The following is a 25,236-nucleotide window of genomic DNA, read 5'->3' as shown; positions in this document are numbered from 1 at the left end:
CCTTGCACCGACTGCATTAAGTAGGATTAGTTGGGTACAAGTTTCTTTACACAACTTTGAGAGGTTCATCAATGAGTAATAATACTAATACCAATACCAATAAACTTGTAATTGTGGGTGTGGGTGTTGTAATCATTGTAGTAATTATAGTATCTTACCGCTTCTCCTGGTCAGGATTTGGGGAAAGTACTACTATAAATTCATCGACTATTACGGAAAAGCAAGCCGATAACAAGGGAGTTGAGAAGATAACTAAGAAGACAACTACCGATAAGCTTGAATCTGCAAAAACGCTTTGGGACTGGATAGGGTTATTAATCGCCCCTGTCATGTTAGCTTATTTGGGTTGGTTTTTTAAGGACTTACAGGACAAGGCTCAAGGTGCTGCTAAACTAGATGCTGATGCTAAAGCTGCTGCTAAACTAGATGCTGATGATAAAGCTGCTACTGCTCAAAAACATGAAGTAACTTTACAGGATTACTTGAAAATTTTGTCAGAGTTTACTGTCGATAAAAGATTAATGAAAATACTGAAAGCCGAAGCATCATATATTGATATTGATTCTGAAGCAGCAATATCTATCATTACAGCAAAAACATTATCCCTATTACGTTTGTTTAAATATGACATTGAGCGTAAAGCAAGTGTTTTATCCTTCCTTGGTGATAGCGGCCTTTTAGAACACTTGAAAAATTTAGACTTATCAGAGTTAAATTTTACAGGAGCCAATCTCAAGAAAGTCAATCTCAGGGGAATTATCCTGCCGGGAGTTATCTTCACTAGTGCAAACCTCACTAGTGCAGACCTTACGAAAGCCAACCTCAATAAAGCTGATTTCACTAGTGCAGACCTTACGAAAGCGGACTTCAAGGAAGCTAACCTCACGGAAGCGAAATTCGGTAAAGCTATCCTGAGCGAAACGGACTTCCGTGGAGCTCTATATGAGCATGGGGACTTTACGATAGCTAACCTCATTTCTTTTGGCTTCAAGGAAGAAGAGTTAACAAAATCTAATGTTAAATTTGGGAAGATTCAGAGCAGAGAGGAAGTTTGTCAGCGTAGTGATGCCCAAAAAATTACTTATGATTTTACCGTTAGGATAAAATCTGGTTCTAAACTTGGACAAATTTTTGTTGGTTTCTTCAGCTATGATCCCTCATCACATATTACAGAAAGAGAAGGAGAAGAATTAATCACAGTTTCCGAGATAAAATTCGATTATATGAGTATATATGACAAAGATAAACCTAATATTGTATTGGATAATAAAAAATTTAAGAGATTAGAGTGGGTTGGGGGTATACCTACTCAGAGATTTGGATTTAATGCTGGCTTTAACCGAGAACAATTCGGTCGGGATGAAGAAGCTTTTGTCAGAAACAAAGAAGATTATTTTGGCTATCTTGATAGAAACACTTATGTTGACGGTGTTGGAAGAATAGAATACAAACTGAGAGAGACAACATAAACGACATATTAGACAAGAGCTATAGGATGTAAATTTTGTGTGTTTTGGGGCAATTTTATAGAAATTGATCCTAAATATTCTATTTAACTGGAATCCCATTATGGTCTTAGATTCTACTACGGGTAAAGTTGTAATTGCAGAACAACTCAAGCAATTTCTACTAGTACTATCTGTCTCATTGGGTGTAGCAACACTACCGCAAATTTTTAGTTGGTTGCGCCGCATTCCTTATACACTCTTACTCGTCATAGTGGGATTAGGGTTAGCATTCGTGAATGTGCGATTGATTAATCTCTCTCCTGAATTGATTTTGATGATTTTCTTACCGCCACTGCTGTTTGAAGCTGCTTGGAATTTGAAATGGTCAGACTTAAAGCGGGATTTGTTCCCTATTTGTCTGTATGCAGTAGTTGGGGTGATAATTTCTATTGCCGGAGTAGCAATTGGTCTTCATCAATTCGCTGGACTTGAACTTAGCATTGCTCTATTAGTTGGAGCTAGTCTATCAGCAACCGATCCGGTTTCGGTAACGGCTCTATTTCGGGAACTAGGAGCAAGCAAACGTCTAAGAACGCTGATGGAAGGAGAAAGTTTATTTAATGATGGTATGGCCGTTGTGGCTTTTGGCTTATTAGTTGCTCTGCCGTTAGGTACTGCCAAACTTGATTTACAGTCTGCTTTATTAGAATTTTTTCAAGTAGTAGGCATTGGTATCAGCGTAGGAGGACTAATTGGGTTTGGTATTTCCTATCTAACCCAACGTTTCGACTTACCATTAGTAGAACAATCTCTTACCCTGGTTTCTGCCTACAGCACTTACCTAATTACAGAATATTTAGGTGGTTCTGGAGTGATTGGAGTTGTCACCACAGCTTTAATTTTAGGCAACTTTGGCTCACGCATTGGGATGAATCCGCGCACGCGGATCATTGTTACTGAATTTTGGGAATTTCTAGCTTTTTTTGTGAATTCGATTGTTTTTCTCTTAATTGGCGATCAAATTCGCTTTGCCGTCTTAGGAGATAACCTAAAAACTATTGCAGTGACGATCGCAGCTATGATTGTGGGACGGGCAGTATCTATTTATGCTTTAAGTAGTCTCAGCAACTGGTTAGCTAAATCCCAAATTCCTTTATCTGAACAAACTGTATTGACGTGGGGTGGGCTACGCGGCTCTGTCTCCATCGCCCTGGCCTTGAGTGTACCAGCCATACTCCCCCAAAGGGAAGAAATTATTGCCACAGTATTTGGAGTAGTTTTATTTACCCTGTTAGTACAAGGTTTAACCATCCAACCATTATTAGAGAAACTCCAACTTTTAGGTTCGCAACCGCTACGTCAAAAATACACCGAAGCAATTGCCCGTCAAGTTGCTCTCCAAAGGGTACTGGAATATTTAGAAACAGCACAAAAGCGTCCCGGCATTCTGCCAGAGTTTTATGACTACCAAAAGACGCTACTTTCAAGTGAAATTACCTGTTTGCAAGAAGAAATTGATAAGTTACTTGATGAATACCCAAATTTACAAGAATTTACAACCGAAGAACTGCGAGGGGAACTGCTGGCAATTGAAGCTGATACCTACGCTGAGTTTGTCCGCGCAGGTAAGTTAAATAAAGAACTCTCACCTTTTTTACAACCAACCCATGACAGAGCAGATGGGAAGGAATAAATATGCTAGCTAAAGTAAAAAAGTATGAAATTTTACTTAAATAAATGCAAATGCTTACAACAAATAGCAAGCAAAAGCCAGGGTGGTTATTGCTAAATTACCGTATCTTTTTTTACATTTAATTACCCGTAACCTAAAAATTTAAATTTTGCTGAGAAATCTCTAAGAACTTTCTAAGGAAAATATCAGTTTTTTAGATATCAATCCTTATATATTCATAATTCTTAGATGAATTATTTAAGCAATAATCAGTTTAAAGTTCAAGCTAAGATTTATAGCGCTTCTCGGTTGAGTCCAATACAGACCTAACCCCCAGCCCCTTCCCTACTAGCGTTGGGGAGCAAGATTCCATTCCTCTCTCCTTTTAGGAGAGAGGTCAGAGTGTATTGCATCCACGCGAGAACCGCTACATATTACTGATTGATACATTGAGGAATTGATATTATGAAATCAAGATATTTATTAATACTGGGCTTGTCTTCTCTTCTCATGGTTGGCTGCGTCCCCGAAGTATCAAAGAACCAGGCTAATGAAAGTCCTATAGCTGTGAATGCCTCTGTTCCCGTGTCTTCAACTCAGGTGAAAGCATTAGCAAACTCAGCACAATCTCCAGATTCAACTGCTATTAAGTCAGGCACGTTTGTTTCTGGAGAACATACAACTCAAGGGAAAGTTAGTATCACCACTAAAGATGGCAAATCATTTTTAGAGCTTGATGAGTCATTTAAGACTTCTGAATCAGGGCCAGATTTAGTAGTAATTTTGCATCGTTCAGATAACGTGATTAATTCAACTAAGCCACCATCATATCCCTTACAAAACGGAGATTATTTTATCCTAGCTCCGTTACAAAAATATAGTGGCGCTCAAACTTATGCTATTCCTAACAATATTCATTTAGCAGACTACAAATCCATCGCTATCTGGTGTCGCAAGTTTAATGCTACTTTTGGCGCTGCTAGTTTGAGTCAGTAAATATTAACCAACAATTCAACAATAAATTACCAGGAGAAAGTTGATGAAACTAGAAGGTAAAGTAGATCAAGAACAGTAGGGAGAAAAAACTATGTCAGATTCATCCTTATTTATTCCAGTTATCCTTGGTACTTCTCGTCAAGGTCGCCAGAGTGAACACGTTGCTAAATTTATCGTTGAGCAGGTTGCACTACGCGATCGCTTAGAAACCGAACTGATCGATATTAGAAATATAGCGATCGCTAATGATGATGCAGGTGAACCACTCAAAGACCCTCAATTTTCTGCAACAATGGAACGGGCAGATGGATTAATTATCGTTGCACCAGAGTATAACCACGGTTATCCAGGTTTACTCAAACACATACTTGACACCTGCCTTAAAGAATACATTCATAAAGCCGTTGGGCTGTGTGGCGTTTCCGCAGGCCCCTTTGGTGGTACAAGGGTAATCCAAAACCTTTTACCTGTGATGCGGGAGTTGGGGCTAATGACTATTTTCTACGACCTCAACTTTAGCAACGTTCAAAAACTATTTGATGATTCGGGTAATTTGATTGACAAACCAACCTACATTCGTCGTATGGAAAGGTTTATGGACGAATTGGTTTGGATGTCAACTGTCCTAAAATATGGGCGACAAGAAGTCAGCCTGGAGAAAAAGTGAAAGCTACCCCAGTTACTTAATTCATAGCGAATTAACTTTGGCAAAACTCTGCGTACCTTTGCGTTTACCTCTGTGTTCCTCTGCGTTTAAAAAGTTTTTCATAGAAGTGGGTGTGCCAGTTTCAGAGAGGATTTCATCACCTACTGTCACTCCCGCAGACATCGAAAAAGTTTTGGCTGCGGCTCCGAGGTATGGTATGGTCTTGAAATTATTCCTCCACCTGCTGAATTTTCGCAGATATAGTCACTAAAAGTATTAGACAGGAGACAACAATGCTAGAAAGTCTGGGAAGAATTAAGAATCTAATAGTCAGAAGTATAGCCGCAGCAGCTACAGTTGGTTCAGTAATCACCTTATCTGCTGCTGTTGTAATTGGAGTAACCAATGCCAAAGCTAAATCTGCCTATCAACTTGGTGTCTATTCCTCACTATTTGGAACAGCTAGTGGTGCAGTATTTGGCTTAGTTTATACAAGCAAAGCAATTGGAAATAAATCTACTCCAGACCTCAAAGCATCAGATAGTCATGTTTGGCAAGATTGGCGAAATTTTGTTGTTGTTCGTAAGGTGAAAGAGAGCGAAGAAATTACTTCTTTCTATTTACAACCTGAAGATAAAGGGGAAATCCCCAACTTTAAACCAGGTCAATTTTTAACCATCAAACTTGATATTCCTGGACACGATAAGCCTGTAATTCGTACTTACTCGCTTTCAGATTATCCTGAAAACTGTGAATACTATCGCCTCTCAATTAAGCGGGAACCTGCACCGAATGGATTAGATGTTATGCCCGGTATAGCATCTAATTTTATGCACGATCGCATTCAAGAAGGTTCAGTAATTCTAGCAAAACCACCAAACGGTAAATTTGTTTTAGATGTCCAGAAACCTATCCCCGCAGTCTTGATTAGCAATGGTGTGGGAATTACGCCGATGATTAGTATGGCGAAAGCTTGTACTCTCATCAATCCTACTCGTCCTATTTGGTTCGTACATGGTGCTAGAGACGGAAATTTTCATGCTTTTCGGGATGAAGTTAGGGAAATTGCAGGGCAAAATCCTAATCTGAATGTGCATTTTCGCTATAGTCGTCCCACACCTGAAGATGCAGGTGAATATCACAGTGTTGGTTATGTTGATGCTGCTCTGATTCAAGAGTTAGTACGACAAGAAGCTGAGTATTTTTTGTGTGGTTCTCCATCTTTTATGCAGTCCATAATGCAAGGGTTGAAGGAATCGGGAGTACCTGACAGTAGAGTATTCTTTGAATCTTTCGGTAAACCGATGAAAAGTGTATCTGAGAAACAAACTCAAACGGCAACTGGAGATGAGAAATTTGCAGAAATTGTCTTTGCTAAATCTGGCAAAACTTTGACATGGCAACCTAGTGATGGCACTATCCTAGAATTTGCCGAAGCTAATGATATTAATCCACCTTTTAGTTGTCGTGTAGGTGTTTGTGGTACTTGTATGTGTAAAATCAGCGAAGGTGCAGTTGCTTACCAAGAAGAACCAACTGCAACAACTGATCAGGGTTCGGTGTTGATTTGTATTTCTCAACCTGGAACGGCAAAATTGGTGTTGGATATTTAATAAATTCCTCTAATAATCCAGTAATATCAAGCTTATGATCTATCAGGCTTAATATCGGTACAAAATTTGATTAGAGGAGATATGAAATTGTGCAAGTTATCTCAGTCAATGTAGGACTTCCCCGTGAAGTACTTTGGAAGGGCAAAACAGTTACAACTGGGATTTTTAAAGAACCAGTTGAGGGACAAGTGATGATGCGATCGCTCAATTTAGATGGGGATAGACAAGCTGATTTGAGTGTCCACGGGGGGAAAGACAAGGCAGTTTATGCTTATCCATTCGAGCATTACGACTATTGGCGGCGCAAGTTACCTGACATGGATTTGCCCTGGGGAATGTTTGGTGAAAACCTTACCACAGTTGGGCTGTTAGAAGATGAGGTTAATATTGGCGATCGCTTCCAAATCGGTAGCGCAGAGGTAATGGTGACTCAACCTCGAATGCCTTGTTATAAACTCTTAATTAAGTTTGGAAGGGCTGATATAGTTAAACAGTTTTTAGATAGCCGCCTAACTGGGTTCTACTTTTCGGTGCTGCAAGAGGGTAAAGTAGGAAATGGTGATACTTTGTCGTTAATCAGTCGAGACTCAAATAATGTCACTGTTGCTGATATTACCCGACTTTATTCACGGGAAACACACGACTTAGAATTGTTACACCGCGCCGTACAAGTTGAGGCTTTACCTACAGGTTGGCAAGATTACTTTCAGCAGCAAATTGAAAAGTTTAAAAGATGAATTTCATTAATGTTAGAAAATAAAGCTGTAACCCGTTCTCTGTATAAATTATTTTATTTTTCAAGAGTTATGTAGGAGATTAATCTGTCACAGCGATCGCATCAAGCGGGCGCCTACTGCTCCTGAGCAGACAGCGCCTTACGGTAAACGATTTTGTCAGCGCCCGCTTGATAGAAGTCGCGTATCCGTGCTTCCTCTTCATAACCGCACTTGCGGTAGAAAGCTCGTGTGCGCTCGAAGTCCGGCGTACCCGAAGTTTCCACCAGCAGCACACGCCCGCCGCGTGCCATCAATGTTTGCTCAACGTAGCGTAGCAGGGTTGCACCACGTCCTTGTCCTTGGCGGTCGGGTCGGATAGCAATCAACTGTAGATTCCACGTCTCATCAGTCATCCGTTCCATCTCACAGTAAGCGACCCCCACCGCCCCGTTGTCGTCGTCGGTAATCCAAAAGCGTTCGGCTTTGCCGTCTCGTGGAGAATGGCTGTCGTTGATACCACCGAAGTAATCGGACAGCATTTCGCCAAGCTCCTCAAGTTGGTTCGGTTGGAACAGTCCGGTTGCATCGGCTAAGGCAATCAGCGCGGTTGTGTCATTGGGTATGGTCGGTCGAATCATCGCAAACTCCGTGTGTGTGTAAAACAGGTTAGCCTTTGAAGGAAATATTACAACAGTTGTTATGTTGCATTAAAACATAACAACTGTTGTGATAAGATGTCAAGATACTTGTTTCATGTTGCTGTAAATCGAGGAAAGCTATGAGTTATGACGATCGCCGTATTGAAGTCACGAAAGCGGCATGGCGGGTGATTGTCCGTGAAGGATTGGATCGTGCCAGTATGCGGGCGATCGCGCAAGAACTTGGCTCTTCGACTGGGGTTGTTACCCATTACTTTCGAGATAAAGAAGAACTCACCTTATTTGCGCTGGAACAGGTGTTTGAAAACGTCCTAGAGGACATGAAAACCTGTGCCGAGGGACAACAAGGAATTGACAGACTAGCACAGATGATTTTTGTGGCTCTACCTCTGGAGGACATTGACAAAGCTGATTGGAAGGTTTGGGTGGCATTTTTGGGCTATTCTATCGGGCGCGATCGCCTTGTTCAGGAACACCGAAAACGCTATGACCTTCTACGGCAGCTTATTTGTCAAGAGTTAGCTGACTTACAAAAAGCCAAGCTGATTCGAGCCGATCTTGATTTAACCCTCGAAGCCAATGCACTTATCGCCCTTGTGGATGGCATTGGCACTGGTGTTGTTATTTGTCCTGAGCAGTTCTCCGCAGATCAACAAAAATATCTTGTGCGGCGACATATCAATGCAATACTTGCATCATCTTGAACGCTGACGAGCAGATAGTATCGAATGATCATTTATTTTGATAATAAAAACTAATATAAATTTTTCCTGAGTTTATCCTAAATTTTTATTTATCAATTCACCTAGCAAATTTTAATCAAAATATCAGCCCCATCTTTGATAAAAACGTGATACTCAATATAGCAAATTAATTAAAATAAAGTGCAGATATGCAGAGGGTGAGATGATGACAACTCCAACCCAAGAAGAAATCAGATTAGCAGAAGCCCAAAATCACATAGCCCATTGGCGCAGATGGAGGCCATATTTAAGCGATCGCTCTAGAATTAGCCAAGACTAATCCTGTTTATGAAGATATTGCCACAAAATTCTTTGAGCATTTTCTCTACATAGCCGATGCGATGAATAAAATTGGCGAAATGGAAGCCAGTTTGTGGAATGAATCAGATGGATTTTACTACGATGTGCTACATTTACATGAACGGCAAATTACCTTTATTACCTGGGCGATGATTTCAAGGTGGAATGTCCTACCGGCTCTGGTAAGATGATGACGCTTTGGGAAGTTGCATCAGAATTATCTCAAAGGTTAACTAGAATTTTCTTGCAAAATGCCTCTGGTCAACGACCTGTTTATGGTGGAATACAAAAGTTTCAAAATGACCCACACTGGCAGAATTTAATTTTATTCCATGAGTATTTTCATGGTGATAACGGAGCCGGAATTCGAGCCAGTCATCAAACTGGATGGACAGGATTAGTTGCTCAACTTATTCAGCAATTTGGTGAATATGAAGCACAACATCAGGAACCAAAAATTCAGCAGGATAAAAAGGCGATCGCTATAGCATAAATCCCCTCAAATCACTGCTTTCATAACAGGAGATCGGGCTATAAGTTTGCATATCGAGCTTTTCTATACCTCAACGAAGAGGCAGGGAGCAGAGGGAAATGACCCCAACCGAGAGCCGTAAAGCAGAGCGGAACATGAGTCTGAGTGCCCCCACTTCTTACAAGTAGTTCTCGTACCCTACGGGATTGAGCGCAACAGGTGGGGTGGTCACTGAGCACAGCCTCTCCAAGAGTTGTGTCGAATCCCCTTTCTGTTCTGTCCCCCCTGCTCCCTTGCCTCTTTTTCAATCCAAAAATAAATTAAGGAGAGCAATAAATTGAGGATTCAACAAAAAGAAGATTCTCGCTTTCGCTGGATTAATTTACATTCGTCTCAGCTATCAATTCAGGAACACACAGATATTATTCAAGGACTAAGCAATCAACCTAAAACCTTACCATGCCGTTACTTATACGATGACCAAGGTTCAGAACTATTTGAGCAGATTTGTGAACTGCCAGAATACTATCCAACTCGCACCGAGCAAGCAATTTTAGAAACATCTGCCCTAGAAATCGCCCAAATGACAGGTTTATGTACCTTGATAGAACTAGGTAGTGGTAGTTCTCGCAAAACTCGCCTGTTGTTAGATGCATACAGTCAATTTCAACAAGAACTGCAATATTTCCCCATTGATGTTAGTGCCGGAATTCTTCAAACTACTGCTTTAGATTTGCTTCATCAGTACCCGAAATTAAAACTTTGCGGTTTAGCAGGAACTTACGAACAAGCGCTAGCACAGCTTCCACCTGCTGAATTTGAGAATCGAATGTTAATTTTTTTGGGGAGTACGCTAGGGAATTTAAATGAGCAAGAATGCAACGACTTTCTCACTCAAATTCAACGAGCATTAAAACCTGGAGAATTCTTTTTATTTGGGGTGGATTTGCAAAAGCCAATAGAAATTATCGAGGCAGCTTATAATGATTCCCAATCTATAACAGCAGCTTTTAATTTAAATATTTTGCACCATCTCAATCGACGCTTTCAAGGTAATTTTGAAGTCAACCAATTTGAACATTGGGCTTTCTACAACCCAGTAGCTCACCAAATTGAAATGCATCTACGAAGTCTCAAAAATCAAACCGCAGTCCTAGAAGCTTTGGATTATCAGGTTTCTCTCCAGTCTGGGGAAACAGTTCGTACCGAAATATCCCGCAAGTTTCATCTACCAACTTTAGTTTCTGTTTTAGAGAATCATGCACTCCAGCCATTACAAATCTGGTCAGATCCTCAAGGTTGGTTTGGGTTAATATTATGCCAACGTCAGATTACAACTCATGAATATCTATAAGCAGAAAAATACTTCTGCCCAAAGTTTTTATCGCCGAGTTGGGTTTGAAGATTGCTATCTAATGACAAAATAGCTGAATAAACTCGGTTCTTCGTCTATTAAATAAAGGAGTTCACAACCTTATGTCAATTCATAACTTTACTCTCTCCCGCCAGTTATTACGCAACTTGTCCATCATTTCGCTGACTGTTGTACTCCTATACGGTGCATCTCGTGTGATACTTTCTGCTCCCGCCACTGATATCTCGAATGCTGCACCGCAGGGAAAGCAAGTAGCGGTTTTCGCTGGTGGCTGCTACTGGGGAATGGAAGCGGTTTTTGAGCATCTCAAAGGTGTTTCTGATGTTGTTTCTGGCTTTTCTGGAGGCGATGCAAAAACCGCAGACTACGCAATTGTTAGTGCTGGATTAACTAATCATGCTGAATCTGTGAAAATCACCTACGATCCATCAAAAATATCATATAACCAGCTTCTAAAAGTCTACTTTTTGGTAGCCCATGACCCGACAGAGTTAAATCGACAAGGCCCAGACTCAGGTAAGCAATATCGTTCGGCGATCTTTTTTGCTAACGATGAGCAGAAACAGGCTGCACAAAAATATATCGCTCAACTCAACAAATCGCGAATCTTCGACAAGCCGATTGTGACAGAATTAGATCCTTTGAAAGGTTTTTATCAGGCTGCGGCATACCATCAGAATTATATAGTGCATCATCCGAGCGATCGCTATGTGGTAGTGAATGACTTGCCGAAGCTGGCTAAACTTCAAGCAAAGTTCCCTGATATGTATAGCAAGTAAGGGGATTTACAGCATTCGACTTTTAACATCCCCTCAATCCAGTGAAAGATTAGCCTATCTTGTAAGACGCTCGTCCATGCTTCTCCAGATATTGCTGATGATACTCTTCCGCTCTATAGAATTGCGATGCAGATACAATCTCCGTCACAATTGGATTTTTGTGATAACGAGAACTATTTTCAAGCTGCTCCTTGGAGGCTCTTGCTAATAATTCCTGCTCTGGAGTGTGGAAAAATATTACTGACCGATATTGATAACCAACATCTAGCTCCTGATGGTTTGATGCTGTGGGATTGTGCTTATTCCAAAACACATTTAGCAGTTCATTATAAGATACTATTGCTGGATTGTATTCCACTTCCATTACCTCAGCGTGTCCAGTTTTGCCTCTACAGACATCTTCGTAGGTTGGATTATCAAAGTGTCCGCCACTGTAACCAACTGCTGTAGAAGTTACTCCTTTTACTTGACGAAATGCTGCTTCAACTCCCCAGAAACAGCCTGCTCCAAATGTCGCTTTTTGTAGATTAGCGTTTTGCATATCTTTGACAACTATTTTGTGATAATTTTAAATGAAACTCATCAAATCAGACAGATACTTGAGAAGGAAATATTTTCTAAATCCTGCCTGATTTATTTTAATTATTAGAATTACAGATTATCCTGATACGAGTATGATATAAAGCTGAATATTATCTAAGAATTGGAAAAAATAGTGAAATCTAAAATTAATATACTGCTACCGCAGGGCAGAATTAAAAATGAATGCAGCATAAGCATTTCATGGTAACAGAGCTTGCCGTAAAGCCTGCGGCATAGCTACGCTTAAGGCGTAGCCTCTCCAAGAGTTGTATTGATTTGGAATGGGTGGTTTATTTACGCCGTACTGTACTAGCTTTTGCTAACTATAGGAATATTTCTTAGAATACTCACTATTTCAATTGGGTCTAACCGTTTAGTATAATCTGCATCAACAAAAGCATAAACGATTTTTCCGTCTCGATCGACTACAAATGTAGCTGGAATAGGTAGTTCAAAAGACTCATCTCCATTGTATCTAGGTAACACATGACCCTTTGACTCTAATATAGGTCTTAGATACTCCGGGATTTGAAACACAATTCCAAATTGACGAGCAATCATATTGCTGCGATCGCTCAATACTTCATAAGTTAGTTCATGTTTTTCTACAGTTGATATGGTATGACGAGTAGTTTGAGGTGAAATAGCAATTATTGATGCTCCTAATGTTTTAATTGCAGGTAATGCTTGTTGGAGTCCTGCTAGTTCCAAGTTACAGAAAGGACACCAAGAACCTCGAAAAAAGGAAATAACTACAGGCCCACTAACTAGTAGTTTTTGTAATTCTACTGCTTGGCTGAAAGCATTAGGTAGAATGAAATTAGGAATAATATCTCCTACCTTTAAAGCTTGTTCAATTATACCTGAAGATATCAGCTCATTTTTGAGAGACTCTGTAAAATTCATCGTAATTTTCCTGAAAGTTAACTTATACTTTTATGTACCTTTCTAGAGAAATACTGTTGCAGTGAATTTACTGAAATAAGAAAAGACGAATTTGCGGAAAACTTTCTCCAACACCTGTGGGGTAACTATTACCGTAAATACTTGATATCGGAAAAAACAGCAGGAAATACAGTGGGGACTAAAATTTGTCGCAATCAAGAAATTTGGGAAAGTCTGTACATTTCGGCCCAAAGTTATTTAAACCAGCATTTGGTGAAAATTGTCAATTCCGCCAAGCGTGAAGAATTAACGCTCACACAAGGCTAAAATCTCCACTAAATAATTACAGCAGATTTCAAGTCAGGTGAACTACACCAAGTGTTCTGCTGCGGGGACACCTGGTGCTTGAAAGCATGGAAGAAAGGCGCAGGCGAATTTATTCTCTACGAGACGCTGCGCGTTAAGCTTAGCTATGCCGCAGGCTTTACGCCGTCCCCATTCTTCAATTCCCATGCTTAAGTTAACGGTAGTTCAGCACCGGAGTCTTCCCCAAAAAGCCAATCGCCATCACTGTTTGAATTTACCTCGCCATCCACTTGAAGATTTAAGGAAGGCACCAACTGTTCAATTTGGCTTTCAAGCCGGGAGAGCGCCAACGTCAAAGAAGCAAGTTGCTCCCTATCCTTCTTAATTTCATTTGAAATCCCCACCCGCAATTGATTTAACCGCTCCTGGAGGGTATGCACTTCCGTTTTGCTTGCAGAAGGAATGCTCACTTTCTCTGACAGGGCGGCGATTTGAGCTTTCAAAGCTTCAATTTCAGCAGCAGTTACACTATCTGCACTATCGGGACTCTCTTCCACGAGTGCATTTCTAATACAATCCAGCACAAACTCTTTAAAAGTTAAGCGCAAATCCTCAGCACGCTGCTTGGCCCTCTTCACCAACTCCCGGTCTTCTTCAGACAGAAGTTTTATATTTATCTGCGGATATTCCACCAGTCCCTCGCGCTTTTGTTGTGGAAAAGTGATTTCTAATCAGTTCTTTAACCATTTGCTTCGAGTTCTAATATTTACTTACTCCCCCTACCTCTCTATCTCCCCCTACTATCATCGCATACGGGATATCCGCGTATATACGATATAGATGATTCTAGATGGGCAATTGGATCGTGTCTGGGAAACAACTATCATAAAGATACCGGGAATTATAGTTCTCGGCATCATAATTATCAGTGGGGGTTGGGGATTTATCTTATGGAAAATTTACCTGTATTAAGCGTGGAATCACTTGCAGTGGAGGTGGTGACTCTGCCGCTTGATGAAGCTCGTGTCGCGCTTGTGGATTATTATTTTCCCAACCGCCAGAGAATTAATTCGACGGAGCAGCTAATTGAGCTATGGGTACATTCTGTCACTATTAAAAGCGACCAAACGCGACGGGCATATCGGCAAATTGGTTATGAGCTTGCTGATTATATGCAGTCGCGGTTTGGGATATCTGATTTGAGGATGGTAACGTTATTCCATCTACACGCAAATCTTGCTTGGCTAAAGGATGAAAAGCCAGTACGGGGGCAGAAAAATACTTATGGAATTAGTAAAAATACGGCAGCTAAATACACGGCGGCGATTAAAAGTTTGTGGGAGTGGGGTACTAGAGCTTCTATTGGTTATTTTGCTATCGACTTGGGCAAGGACTTAAGTATCCAATGGGACGATAAGCTCGCAGAGCGCATTCTGTCGGAACGCGAGATTGCTAAGTTGGAAAAAGCGGCGATTGAAGTAGATTTGCAACACAACACTAATAAGATGCATTGGCTGCTGTTGACTCTCGTCTTTTACAGTGGGGTGAGGGCGGGAGAAATTGCGCGGCAAACTTCTGATTATGGTAAGCGCATAGTTACACCGGGGTTATTTTGGCGGCAGTTTCGGGAGGATGGAGATTGTCTGTTATTAACTGTGACGGGGAAACGAAATAAAACCAGAACCATTAGTCTCGATCCGGAGACGAGTGCGGTGCTACTGGATTACCGTGGCAATGCCAGCAATGATGAGCCGGTATTTCCTAGTCCCAGTCGTCGAGACAGAGGTAAACCTCTAAGCGATCGCGGATTGCGGTTAATGATGGCGGAAATTTCTGCTTTTGCGGGAATTAAGTTCAGCGCCCACTTTCTGCGCCACACTCATGCGACGCTGGCTAAGAAAAATGGAGCTTCTGATTTTGACTTGCAAGCAGATTTGGGCCATGCTTCGCCGGCGACGACTGCAAAGTACATTCACCATGTCGGGCGTGTTGGGACTTCTCACGCACTGCGTAAAAAAAGCAAACATCGGTAAAAAAGCAATCGCCACCGGTTCATGGCGGGTACGCCATCGCACTCATGCGCTCCAAAATGATAGTGTCAAGGTAGTTATCTTTTCGGGATGACGCGCTCACTCAGCCGCGTCCAGTCACGGTTTACCTAGATAGTACCTAGACATGAGCCAAACAGGGAAAAACAAGAAGCTGGCATCTTTTAACTGCGACCAAAAGATGTGGTCGCAGTTTATTGCCCGTTGTAAGTCGAAAGGGACGACGGCAACAGCCACGCTGACCCAATTTATCGAACTCTACCTAGATGATATAGATAACCTTGATGCAATTGGTGGCAATGATTTAGATAAACGCCTCGACTCTAAGATTAAGGCAAGTGTTGAGGAGTACTTGGTTGCTGGTAACAATAGTAACGTCAGTCTTACGAATGAAACGATATTAGCTATTTGCTCACGACTTGATAAGCTGGAGTCACAGTTTTCAAGTGAATCTAATAGCAACGAAACCGGAGCAATCCATAATCTCGCCGATTTATCAGAAAAAATTGAGGGGATAACAGCCCGAATGACACAGTTTACTGAGGCGATTATTAAAATTCAAAATCATCTCAATAACCAACCGAGGCGGGGCAATAAATCGTACAATAATTCATCCTTCAAAGTGCATACTCCCCGAATCCAACCATTAAGCGAAGAAGGTTTAGCTTCCAGACTTGGTGTAAGTCAAGAAACTGTACGCGAACAGCGAATTAAGCTGCACCCACCGCTTTTTGTGGCATGGTGCAAGGGCAAGGATAGATCGGGTATGGGGTGGGAATTTAACGAAAATACTGGATTATATCATCCGGTAAGTTAGTATTTTTATTAATTTTAAATACGCCTACACACTTGTTGATTTTTGGCATAACACCAGCTTAATTTCTCTCACGAGTGCTAGAATTTTTTTTGTTCAAAATAGCAGCTTTAAATATTAATATTATTGAAAGCGTAATAAATATTCTTTTTTACTTAGGAGATAGTTAGGCGATCGCCTTCTGCCTCACCACTTCTCAATCACTTTTAGTCCTGATTCTATTGTTGGTATAAAAGCTGTCTGTACTATACTCATCAAAGCTCTAAACACGTTTTTGTGCCACAAATACTACCTTAAGAGTACTTAATCGATTAGAATTACCTCATGTTGTTGCTCTCTCAAGTATTTTCATGAGTACCAGCCGCTATCCCCAGAATTGGAAAGAAATCGCCACCTCTATCAAAGAATCTTTTGATTGGCGCTGTACTAGATGCAATCGCGTTTGCCTGCGTCCTGGACAAAAGCCACCAGAGCTAACCTTATCCCAGCGCCGAGTCTATACACTTCAGGTACACCACTTTAATTTTGATCCTTCTGACAATCGCTTAGAAAATCTTGCCCCGTTATGTAGTGGTTGTCATCTTTACTACCATCGATTCCGACGAGGCAATATTTCTCCTGGTCAATTGTCATTGTTCAAATGAGTGATGCACAAACATTACAGAACCTTGATGAACGCACCCTGGCAGTACATGAAGTGCGATGGCGTACCCGCTCTTTTCGGTGGCGATCGCAAATCTCTGCTTTGGGGACTTTGCCCAACTTACACTGTTGCTTACAATATTATGGAAATCAGAATTTTAAAACTTATACTTAATATAAGTTGTATATTTAACAACAAGCTACTGTTGGCGGTTGTTAGTTAACTGTCAATTAACAACTATTGATATATACCAATGCTTTCGCCAGTATTTCAAACGTGTCTTCCCAGAGAAGAAATTTTAGCAGGGGAACTCTCCCCCGAATTATTCGCCGCCAAGCTACGACTGGTTGTGGAAGGGAAAGCGCCGCAAGTCTACCAAGACCCCACAGCCTTTTTCGCCAATACATTTGCTACCGATGGTTTGAAAACCCTAATTTCTGAAGTGTTTGGGCGGTTAGTCGGGGAAGCTGTCGGTTCTCCTATTATTCGACTGGAAACCAGCTTTGGTGGCGGTAAAACCCACGATGAAATTGCTTTGTGGCATATTGCTAAACATGGACGAGAGATTCCTGGACTAGACCGTTTTACTGATAACATTAATTTAATTCCAGACCGACCGATTCAAGCAGCTGCGATCGCTTGCCAAGACCTTGATCCAGTTAACGGTGTTTACCATGCGGACACTGGCGTTACCACTTATACCCTTTGGGGAGAAATTGCTTATCAAATTAATGGTGTAGCGGGTTATAGCTTGCTTAAAGGTTCTGACGAACAGCGAGTCAGTCCAGGCACAGTGGTTTTAGAAAGGATAATCCAAGGGCAACCCACAGTCATTATCATCGACGAAATTGCCTCATACCTGAGAAAAGCCAAGGCTACTCTAGTTGGTAACAGCAATTTAGCCGGACAGGTAGTTGCTTTTTTATTCGCCCTCATGGATTTAGCGGCATCTTGTAATAATTTAGTATTTGTTTACACCCTGGCTTCTTCCACTGACAGTTTTGGCGAAGAAACCACCGAAATCCGGGAAACCATTTCCGCTACCGCTAGGCAAGAGCGGATCATTAAACCCAGCACTGATATTGAAATTTACAATATAGTTAAACAGAGGATGTTCAGCAGTATTGAAGCTAACGCTGCCAATAATGCTTCAAAAGAATATTTACAAACTTATAAAGCTAGTCGGATTAATTTACCAGATGGTTGCAAAGATGCACGTTATGCCGACAGTATCGAGCAGAGTTATCCCTTCCACCCAGAATTATTTAATCTGCTGACTAAAAAGATTGCCTCAATTCCTAACTTCCAACGCACCAGAGGCGCTTTGCGGTTATTTGCTGGAGTTATACGTTATCTGTGGCAAAATGCTGACGGTTCACAGTTAACTGTTGACGGTTCACGGTTGACGGTTAACCGGAAAAATACAGTCAACAATCAACAGTCAGCAGTCAACAATCAACAGTCAGCAGTCAACAATCAACAGTCAGCAGTCAACAATCAACAGTCAACAGTCAACAGTCAACAGTCAAGAAATTGGATACCGCTAATTCATTCTCACCACATTCCTGTTGGTATTGAAGAAGAAATCACCAGCGATTTAACAGCCCGTTTAGAACGTCCTTTGATGCGGATTACGATCCAAGCAGATATTTACAACAAAGATGGTAGAGAGGCACACGCTCAGTTACAAGATGCAGAATGGATTGCTGCTGGTAAACCTCCCTTTTCAACTTGGGTAGCCCGGACTATTTTTTTGCATTCCATCACTCAAGGTATATCTGCGGGTATTCGTCGCGCCGAATTAAATTTGTCTTTGTTGACACCAGGGCTAGAAATTGGTTTTGTTGATACTGCCTTAGAAAGGTTGAGTGAAGTTGCTTGGTACTTGGAAAATGATCCGATGACAACTCTGGCTCGTTTCAAGGAAGAACCATCAATCAATAAAATTATTGCTGAAGAAAAAGCCCAAGTTGGAATTACCGAGGCGAAGGATGATTTACGAAGTCGCCGCGATGCCATTTTTGCTAATAGACTACTGACGTTAGTTATTGCACCGGAATCACCAGCAGATGTGGATGATGTGTCTGATAGCATCGCCCTGTGTTTAATTGACTTTAACGAGGCGACTATTTCTGTAACTACCGAAGGGCCACCGCCAATGGTGGAGAAAATTTTTAATGAAACAGGTGAGTCGGGTAAATTCCGTACTTTTAGAAATCGGTTGTTATTTTTAGTTGCCAACAGGCAAGAATTAGAACGAGCAATTGACAATGCTAGAGAGTTTCGGGCTATTCAAAATATTCTAAATTCTCCCAATCGCTTGCAAGATTTATCAGAAAATCAGCAAAAGCAACTCAAAGATAAAAAAGGTTCTCTTGATTTAGGGGTAAGAGTATCTTTAACAAATGCCTACCGCCATTTATTTTACCCTGCTAATGACCCAGTAAAAGCTCCCAAGGGTTTGATGCACTATACCCTTCCCGCCCAAGATTCTAGCGATGTTAAGGGTAAAAATAATCAACAAGATGTCATCTTAAAAGCACTGAAAGATTGTCAGAAAATTCGTGCTGATGACGCACCATCTTACGCCCCTGCTTATATTTTGCAGAAGGTATGGCTGTCTGGGTTAAACCATTGGACAACTAAAGCATTAAAAGAAGCTTTCGCTAAAGATTTGAGTTTAAATATATTCGTCGATGCCGAAATCTCAAAGCTGCGAGATACCATCCGCCAAGGTTTGCAGACTGGTAACTGGGATATGAAAGTAGGAGAAAAGCTGTTTATTAAAACTGATGACGGGAAGTTTACCCTACCCGACTCCATAGAATTTTCTGAACGGATGGAACTCTATCGCCGGGGAATTCTGGAACCACCGAAACCGCGAGAAATTGAACTGAATGCTCAAGTCTTGTCCAGTACAGAATCGGTAAAACCTGTACGGATACGGTGGAAAGCATCGGGCGCTTTGACGATTAAGCTGTATCAAGATGGGAATTTGGTTACAGGGGAGTTTCGCCCTAGTGATGAGTACGAAACAGCGATCGCTAAAACCACAACTTTCAAAATTGTAGCTGACTACGGCAATGGCGAAGTAGAGGAAAGGGAAACCCTAGCGAAGATATTGGCTTATGGTACTGGAACACCCAGCACACCAAGCGCAGGCGAGGATGGGAACGGTTCGTGGGATGATCTGTCTATATTTAAAGCCAAGCCGGAAGAATTTGATTTGGAGGGAACACTTGATCGGGTGTTTAATGAATTAGGCGATCGCATCCAAGATAATCAAGTTCAGGGTATCCAGTCGTTGGAAATCTCCGTTGGGCAAGTGATGGACTACCGCAAGTTGATGACGGCTTTCCCTATGTTGATCAAGCTACCCTTGCAAATAGACCAAACGGCAACTATTACTGTTAATGAACAGTTTATCAGGTTAGAGTATCAAGGGCCAGTTAAAGGATTTCAGAGTTTTCAGGGGGCTGTTAACACTTTGCTAAGTAGCCCGGATGTAAAAGCTGACGTTTCGCTGAAGCTAGTATTTGAATTTTCATCTCCAGTGCAACCAAACGGCGCAGAAATCAGTAATATCAAACAAGCCCTGAATCGTAATCCGGTTGACAGGCTGAATTTGACGGCTAAAGTAACGTACTGAGATGCAAGAGTTTCAATTGCGAGTGGTTCCTACAGATAATAATAACTTTGCCCTGGAGTTGTATCAATGTGCTTATAAAAAAGCCGGTGAAAAAAAGCGTCCTTCTGCCAAACGCATTGGGCGTTTAAAGGGCAATGCTTTAATTCAGGTGAAACAGGCAATTTATGATTCTTTGAAGGCGAATAATTATGACCCTAAAACCCTAAGTCACAATCGCCAAACTCCTTATGTTTTGAATGAGGAATCAGGGATAAATCTGGCATTATTGTTTCAGACTTTGCAACCGCTTTCTAAAATAGAACGCATTGCGAATATTGCCCAAGGGATTAGAGCTATGAGTTATGAAGAATCGCACTACTGGTTTGCCAAGATTAGCAATGGTAAACGTAATCAGGCTTTGAAAGCGATTCGTGTACTTTTGGGGGATTAGTTGACGGTTGACGGTGAACAGTTATAAATAAAGTTATAACTATAAATCAGGAGATAAAATATATGAAAATTGACGTGCGTGGTGCTGTTCTAGCTGCTAAAAAATATTTTGAAGATATCCAGGATATGATAGGTAATTCTATCAATGATATCTTGCTTGAAGAAGTAGAATTGTCAGAGAATAAAAGGTTTTGGTATGTAACTTTAGGTTTTAGTCGCCCTGTTGCTAAGACTGAAAGAACACTTATCCCTGAAGCTATTTCTTTAGCTACTAAATATGAACGTGAGTATAAAATATTTACCGTAGATGCCGAAACGGGGGAAGTAAAATCGATGAAAATTCGTGAGGTATGAAAGATTATATTAGCTCGTTGTTTAAAACTTACAAACAAAAAGGAATTTTAATTGACACAAATATTTTATTACTTTGGTTTGTTGGGACTGTAAATCGGGGGCGAATATCACAATTTAATCGGACTGAAAAGTTTTTACCGGAAGATTACGATTTGCTAGTGAGTATCTTGTCATATTTCTCAAAAATTGTTACAACTCCTAATGTGCTGACTGAAGTGAATAGTCTGGTTAACCAGATTGGTGAACCAGAACGTTCTCAATGTTACTCTGTATTTGCTCAAGCGATGACTGCATTAGATGAATTTTATATTGAAAGTGTCAATGCTGTTCAGCTAGATAATTTTACTAAATATGGGCTGACTGACTGTGGAATTGTGACTTTAGCAAAAAATAAATATTTAGTGCTTACAGATGATTTCAAGTTAGCTAATTATCTGCAAAAAGTAGGTATTGATACAATTAATTTTAATAATATTCGGACTTATGGTTGGTAATAAAAATGTCTGACTCAACTTCTAAACGCCCTACTGTATTTATTGAAAAAATGATGCCTGTGCAGGTATTAAATGAGCAAGTTAATTTTGAACACGGGGGAAATCCATTTAAAGGATTACATCGCTGGTATTCGCGTAAGCCATTATCTTTTAGTCGCGCCAGTGTGTTGGCTTCTTTATTACCAGCAGATATCACAATGCAAGAATTTGAATATTTGCTGGGGTTAGTACCGGGGAAGGAGGTAAAGCTATATAAAACACCGCCTAATTCTGTGCAAATTAAGAAGGTGCAGGATTATTGTGAAAAGGTTTGGGGAACTCGCACACCAACTGTTTTAGATGCCTTTGCAGGTGGTGGAAGTATACCTTTTGAGGCGGCGAGATATGGGTTAAATGTGCTGGCTTCTGATTTAAATCCTGTGGCGGTGGTGACGATGAAGGCGGCGATGGAATATCCGCTAAAGTTTGGCCCAGATTTGCAGCAGGATATTGATAAATGGGTGAAGTGGGTAGGGGATGAGACGGAGAAAAGGCTAGCTGAATTTTTCCCTTCTTTACCTGGGGAAACTGTGCAGAATTATTTATGGGCGCATACGGTTGTTTGTCCAAGTTGTGAATCTGTTGTACCGCTTAGTCCAAATTGGTGGTTATACAAACGCCCAGAAAAGCAGAATTTACATAAGTGGTGTGGTGTCAAGCCAATTCCTAATCTAGAAAATAAGCGGGTTGATTTTGAATTGGTTAAGGGTGGGAAGGGTCAGGGGACGACAATACAAACTGAGGTGGGAGATTTTGACCCAAATGATTATAGCACCATGAGCAGAGGTGTAGGCAAATGTCCTAATTGTGGAAGTGTAATTGAGGATGATGTTATTAAATCTCAAGCACAAGCTGAAGGGTTAGGACATCAACTATATGCAGTGGCTTATAAAAAAGGCAAAGGAAGTTTAGAGTTTAGGACATTGCAAGATATTGATATAGAAGGAGTTGAACTAGCAGTATCGACATTAGAAAAGAATCGTAGTAAACCAGATAACTTTATTCCTGATATTCTTATTCCTTATAGTAATAGAGTTTACGAAAGAGATTGTGTTGATAAATTAGGCTTGATTAATTGGGAAAGATTTTTCAACCCCCGTCAACTTTTAACCCTAATTACCTATGTAGAAATTATCAATGAAGCAAAAGTATTAATTCGATCTGAGTATGAATGGGAAAAAGCAGAAGCTATTTCAACTTATTTAGCTTTAGTTTTTGACAGGTGTGCTGATGCTAATTGTAGGTTAGCTCACTGGCAATCATCGAGAATATCTGCTCAAGGCGCATCTGCTCAACATTCACTTAACCTCATGTGGAATTATCCAGAAACTAGCGGTATTGATGAATTATGGTATAGATGTGTCGATGCTTGTGCATCAGACTACAAAAACTTATGCACATTAATTGGAACTAAACCAGGTTCAACAGGTATTCCAGGAATTGAACAACACGATCCAAAATCAATTCAAATTGATGCAGCGTCAGCTGATAATTTAATTCACATTGCTGATAACTCTGTAGATGCAGTTATCACAGATCCACCTTACTACGGTACAATCCAATACGCCGAACTATCAGACTTCTTCTACATCTGGCTCAAACGCACTCTTGGCGACATCTTCCCAGAATTATTTTACCTAGAACTCACCGACAAAGACCGCGAAGCTGTCGCCAACCCTTCGCGCTTCCGCAACATGGGAGTATCACCCGAAGAACTCGCCAACCAAGACTATGAAGCAAAAATGGCAATGGCGTTCGCCGAATACCACCGAGTCCTCCGCGACGACGGCGTAATGACAGTACAATTTAACCACAAAGACTCCGGCGCGTGGGATGTGTTAGCCAAATCCCTCATTGATGCTGGTTTCGAGATTACCGCATCTTGGGCAGTCAATACTGAAAACCCCCAAAACTTGCACCAAGCGCAGAAAAACGCAGTATCCAGCACCGTGCTTTTAGTATGCCGTAAACGCGATCCAAATGCCGAACAAGCTTGGTGGGATGATGTGCGAATTGACGTGCGAAATATCGTCTTTGAAAAAGCACCAGAACTCGAAAAATGCTTAACTGAAGATTCTCGTCCTGCTGCTGATAGAGTAGCAGATCCACAACGCCGCATTAAACCCCCTGGTATAAACTTGTGCTTAAGTGCTTTCGGTTCAGCTTTAAGTGTGTTTACCAAATATAGTTCCATCCTCGACAGCGCCGGGAATCAAGTTGAACCTAAAGCAGCATTTGAAGAAGTACGCCAAGCAGTAGTCGAATACCGACTACAAAAGCTATTAGAAGGTAAAGACTTCAACGGTATCGACCCCTTAACCCAATGGTACATCTTGGCATGGGATACCTTTGAAGCGCGAGAATTCCCCTTCGATGAAGCGAGACAACTGGCTTTAGCAGTGGGTGGTTTTGATGTTTCCGATTTAGTCAAAAAACACAAATTACTCGATTCTGCAAGTGGTTACTGTAAATTACTCACCCCGCAACAACGCTTGAAAAAACGCGCCTTCTCCGTCACCGATACTGAATTTTCTGCCAGATATTTAGTTGATGGACTCCACGCCATTATCGCCCTTTACCAAGAGGAAGAAAATACAGAACCAGTCCGTAGATTTATGAAAAATACAGGCTTAGTTAGCAACGATTTATTTATGCGGACATTTGAAGTAGCGTTGAAAGTCATTCCCCGCATCGGTGATGAAAAGAAACGCCTGACTGAAGAAAAAGCCTTATTAGATTTGTGGTTGGCTATGGATGAAATCAAAGCCAAAGTGTCTTATGTGCAACCTGAGATACCATTTAATGAAGGTGGACAATTGAACTTATTCTGATAATTCCGAACCCGCCCAAACAACAAATAATCGATTAGAGTTTCTTTAAGGAAACTAAACCATTGTCTTGAAAATCTATTTCTAGATGATATCCTGCCATCAGAGAAGTCCCAAGCAAAGGTTTATAACCAGCAGCTAAAACTGGAACTAATCTTTCTATACCGTCCCATACAATTGTTGCCAAATGTATAGACAATAAAGCTTGACTACCGTCGGCTAACCTTGCTTCGGTACTAGAATATAAGGGAAGGTTCATCGCACTGACTGCCTGTGATGGTAAAGTAAGATGGTCATTAAATCCAGTATCAATGACAAAATCCAAATTAAAATCTGGCTGCGAAGGTAAACGAAAAACCACTGGAATTATTGCCCTACCATCGATTACTTTTCCATAAATCATTCAGCAGTACGCTCCATTGCACCACCAAAACTTACAGCAACATCATAACCAATCCGTATAGTAAACAATCTAGCATTAGGGTTTTTCTGTTTTAACTTTAACGCTGTCTCTACACCAGTTGGATCAATCCCATATTCACCCGTTTCTGCATCAATCACAATCATCTTGCCGATATTGTCACTAGACTCGACATTTTGACGAATACCGTTTTCATAAAACTGTTTAGCTCTTAGGGCTACTTCTTCTACACTCCAGAAAATTGATTGCATCACAATTACACCTATTTTTACTTATTAAAGCATTGTAGTATTTAGTAGTATTTATTTGATAAAATTTGATGTAG

24 protein-coding genes and 2 pseudogenes are annotated in these 25,236 nt (G+C 40.9%); 20 read left to right on the top strand and 6 right to left on the bottom strand.

Translation table 11 applies throughout. The features are described from left to right. The first annotated feature begins 71 nt into the window (after positions 1-71). From V7K50_RS09370 to V7K50_RS09345, 6 genes are all read left to right on the top strand, one after another. Positions 72-1,469 carry a pentapeptide repeat-containing protein gene (locus V7K50_RS09370; protein WP_334959331.1) on the top strand — a complete coding sequence of 466 codons (1,398 nt, stop codon included), beginning with the start codon at positions 72-74 and terminating at the stop codon, positions 1,467-1,469. A 100-nt stretch (positions 1,470-1,569) separates the two neighbouring features. Beyond that, positions 1,570-3,141 carry a Na+/H+ antiporter gene (locus tag V7K50_RS09365; RefSeq protein WP_334959329.1) on the top strand — a complete coding sequence of 524 codons (1,572 nt, stop codon included), beginning with the start codon at positions 1,570-1,572 and terminating at the stop codon, positions 3,139-3,141. Positions 3,142-3,585: 444 nt separating this feature from the next. After that, entirely contained in the window at positions 3,586-4,116 is a 531-nt protein-coding gene (locus V7K50_RS09360) for a DM13 domain-containing protein (protein WP_334959327.1), read from the top strand. 91 nt (positions 4,117-4,207) lie between these two features. Continuing rightward, positions 4,208-4,783 (top strand): NADPH-dependent FMN reductase, encoded by a 576-nt coding sequence (locus tag V7K50_RS09355; RefSeq protein WP_334959325.1) that lies wholly within the window; start codon positions 4,208-4,210, stop codon positions 4,781-4,783. A gap of 272 nt (positions 4,784-5,055) precedes the next feature. Beyond that, on the top strand, positions 5,056-6,375 hold the full coding sequence (locus tag V7K50_RS09350; protein ID WP_334959323.1) for a 2Fe-2S iron-sulfur cluster-binding protein: 1,320 nt from the start codon (positions 5,056-5,058) through the stop codon (positions 6,373-6,375). 89 nt (positions 6,376-6,464) lie between these two features. Then, the gene (locus V7K50_RS09345) at positions 6,465-7,112 is read left to right on the top strand and encodes an MOSC domain-containing protein (protein ID WP_334959322.1); all 648 of its coding nucleotides are present in this window, start codon (positions 6,465-6,467) and stop codon (positions 7,110-7,112) included. 113 nt (positions 7,113-7,225) lie between these two features. Here V7K50_RS09345 and V7K50_RS09340 read toward each other — a convergent pair whose 3' ends face one another. After that, complete coding sequence (locus tag V7K50_RS09340) at positions 7,226-7,729, bottom strand: GNAT family N-acetyltransferase (RefSeq protein WP_334959320.1); 504 nt, start codon at positions 7,727-7,729, stop codon at positions 7,226-7,228. Positions 7,730-7,869: 140 nt separating this feature from the next. On the opposite strand from V7K50_RS09340, the gene V7K50_RS09335 reads away from it, so the two are divergent. The 4 genes and pseudogenes from V7K50_RS09335 (at position 7,870) to msrA (V7K50_RS09320) (ending at position 11,419) form a co-directional block, all read left to right on the top strand. Then, entirely contained in the window at positions 7,870-8,454 is a 585-nt protein-coding gene (locus V7K50_RS09335) for a TetR/AcrR family transcriptional regulator (RefSeq protein ID WP_334959318.1), read from the top strand. A 290-nt stretch (positions 8,455-8,744) separates the two neighbouring features. Beyond that, a pseudogene (locus V7K50_RS09330) lies at positions 8,745-9,286 on the top strand (hypothetical protein); the annotation flags it as partial. A gap of 316 nt (positions 9,287-9,602) precedes the next feature. Beyond that, entirely contained in the window at positions 9,603-10,619 is a 1,017-nt protein-coding gene (gene egtD, locus V7K50_RS09325; protein WP_334959316.1) for an L-histidine N(alpha)-methyltransferase, read from the top strand. Between the two features lie 122 nt (positions 10,620-10,741). Then, a complete protein-coding gene (msrA, locus tag V7K50_RS09320; RefSeq protein WP_334959314.1) occupies positions 10,742-11,419 on the top strand; it encodes a peptide-methionine (S)-S-oxide reductase MsrA in 678 nt (225 codons plus the stop codon). Between the two features lie 49 nt (positions 11,420-11,468). Here the strand turns inward: msrA (V7K50_RS09320) and msrA (V7K50_RS09315) are convergent, their stop codons facing one another. Both msrA (V7K50_RS09315) and V7K50_RS09310 read right to left on the bottom strand, forming a co-directional pair. After that, positions 11,469-11,960: a peptide-methionine (S)-S-oxide reductase MsrA gene (msrA, locus tag V7K50_RS09315; protein ID WP_334959312.1), complete on the bottom strand. Its 492-nt coding sequence runs from the start codon at positions 11,958-11,960 to the stop codon at positions 11,469-11,471. 350 nt (positions 11,961-12,310) lie between these two features. Next, positions 12,311-12,907 carry a peroxiredoxin-like family protein gene (locus V7K50_RS09310; RefSeq protein WP_334959310.1) on the bottom strand — a complete coding sequence of 199 codons (597 nt, stop codon included), beginning with the start codon at positions 12,905-12,907 and terminating at the stop codon, positions 12,311-12,313. Between the two features lie 84 nt (positions 12,908-12,991). Between V7K50_RS09310 and V7K50_RS09305 the strand changes: the two are divergent. Next, positions 12,992-13,213 (top strand): annotated as a pseudogene (locus V7K50_RS09305) (AIPR family protein); the annotation flags it as partial. 188 nt (positions 13,214-13,401) lie between these two features. On the opposite strand, the gene V7K50_RS09300 reads toward V7K50_RS09305, so the two are convergent. Continuing rightward, positions 13,402-13,884: a hypothetical protein gene (locus tag V7K50_RS09300; RefSeq protein WP_334959308.1), complete on the bottom strand. Its 483-nt coding sequence runs from the start codon at positions 13,882-13,884 to the stop codon at positions 13,402-13,404. Positions 13,885-14,142: 258 nt separating this feature from the next. Between V7K50_RS09300 and V7K50_RS09295 the strand changes: the two genes are divergently transcribed. From V7K50_RS09295 to V7K50_RS09255, 9 genes are all read left to right on the top strand, one after another. Next, complete coding sequence (locus V7K50_RS09295; RefSeq protein WP_334959306.1) at positions 14,143-15,225, top strand: tyrosine-type recombinase/integrase; 1,083 nt, start codon at positions 14,143-14,145, stop codon at positions 15,223-15,225. 142 nt (positions 15,226-15,367) lie between these two features. Continuing rightward, positions 15,368-16,057 (top strand): hypothetical protein, encoded by a 690-nt coding sequence (locus V7K50_RS09290; RefSeq protein WP_334959304.1) that lies wholly within the window; start codon positions 15,368-15,370, stop codon positions 16,055-16,057. 347 nt (positions 16,058-16,404) lie between these two features. After that, complete coding sequence (locus V7K50_RS09285; protein WP_094345565.1) at positions 16,405-16,698, top strand: HNH endonuclease; 294 nt, start codon at positions 16,405-16,407, stop codon at positions 16,696-16,698. After that, on the top strand, positions 16,695-16,871 hold the full coding sequence (locus V7K50_RS09280; RefSeq protein ID WP_334959302.1) for a hypothetical protein: 177 nt from the start codon (positions 16,695-16,697) through the stop codon (positions 16,869-16,871). Before V7K50_RS09285 ends, V7K50_RS09280 begins: the two co-directional genes overlap by 4 nt. Before the next feature lie 79 nt (positions 16,872-16,950). Beyond that, positions 16,951-20,346: an ATP-binding protein gene (locus tag V7K50_RS09275; RefSeq protein WP_334959300.1), complete on the top strand. Its 3,396-nt coding sequence runs from the start codon at positions 16,951-16,953 to the stop codon at positions 20,344-20,346. Between the two features lies 1 nt (position 20,347). Beyond that, positions 20,348-20,776 (top strand): DUF7680 family protein, encoded by a 429-nt coding sequence (locus V7K50_RS09270; protein WP_015130210.1) that lies wholly within the window; start codon positions 20,348-20,350, stop codon positions 20,774-20,776. Between the two features lie 62 nt (positions 20,777-20,838). Then, the gene (locus V7K50_RS09265; protein ID WP_094345577.1) at positions 20,839-21,129 is read left to right on the top strand and encodes a hypothetical protein; all 291 of its coding nucleotides are present in this window, start codon (positions 20,839-20,841) and stop codon (positions 21,127-21,129) included. Next, a complete protein-coding gene (locus V7K50_RS09260; protein ID WP_334959289.1) occupies positions 21,126-21,623 on the top strand; it encodes a PIN domain-containing protein in 498 nt (165 codons plus the stop codon). Before V7K50_RS09265 ends, V7K50_RS09260 begins: the two co-directional genes overlap by 4 nt. Before the next feature lie 5 nt (positions 21,624-21,628). Next, positions 21,629-24,493, top strand: coding sequence for a DUF1156 domain-containing protein (locus V7K50_RS09255; protein ID WP_334959287.1), 2,865 nt, complete (start codon positions 21,629-21,631; stop codon positions 24,491-24,493). A gap of 34 nt (positions 24,494-24,527) precedes the next feature. Here the strand turns inward: V7K50_RS09255 and V7K50_RS09250 are convergent, their stop codons facing one another. Next, positions 24,528-24,893 (bottom strand): clan AA aspartic protease, encoded by a 366-nt coding sequence (locus tag V7K50_RS09250; RefSeq protein ID WP_334959285.1) that lies wholly within the window; start codon positions 24,891-24,893, stop codon positions 24,528-24,530. Continuing rightward, positions 24,890-25,162 carry a hypothetical protein gene (locus V7K50_RS09245; protein ID WP_334959409.1) on the bottom strand — a complete coding sequence of 91 codons (273 nt, stop codon included), beginning with the start codon at positions 25,160-25,162 and terminating at the stop codon, positions 24,890-24,892. Before V7K50_RS09245 ends, V7K50_RS09250 begins: the two co-directional genes overlap by 4 nt. Positions 25,163-25,236: the final 74 nt, after the last annotated feature.

Source organism: Nostoc sp. (genome assembly GCF_036917135.1).
Classification (GTDB): Bacteria; Cyanobacteriota; Cyanobacteriia; order Cyanobacteriales; family Nostocaceae; genus Nostoc.
This window is presented reverse-complemented; position numbering and strand designations above follow the sequence as displayed.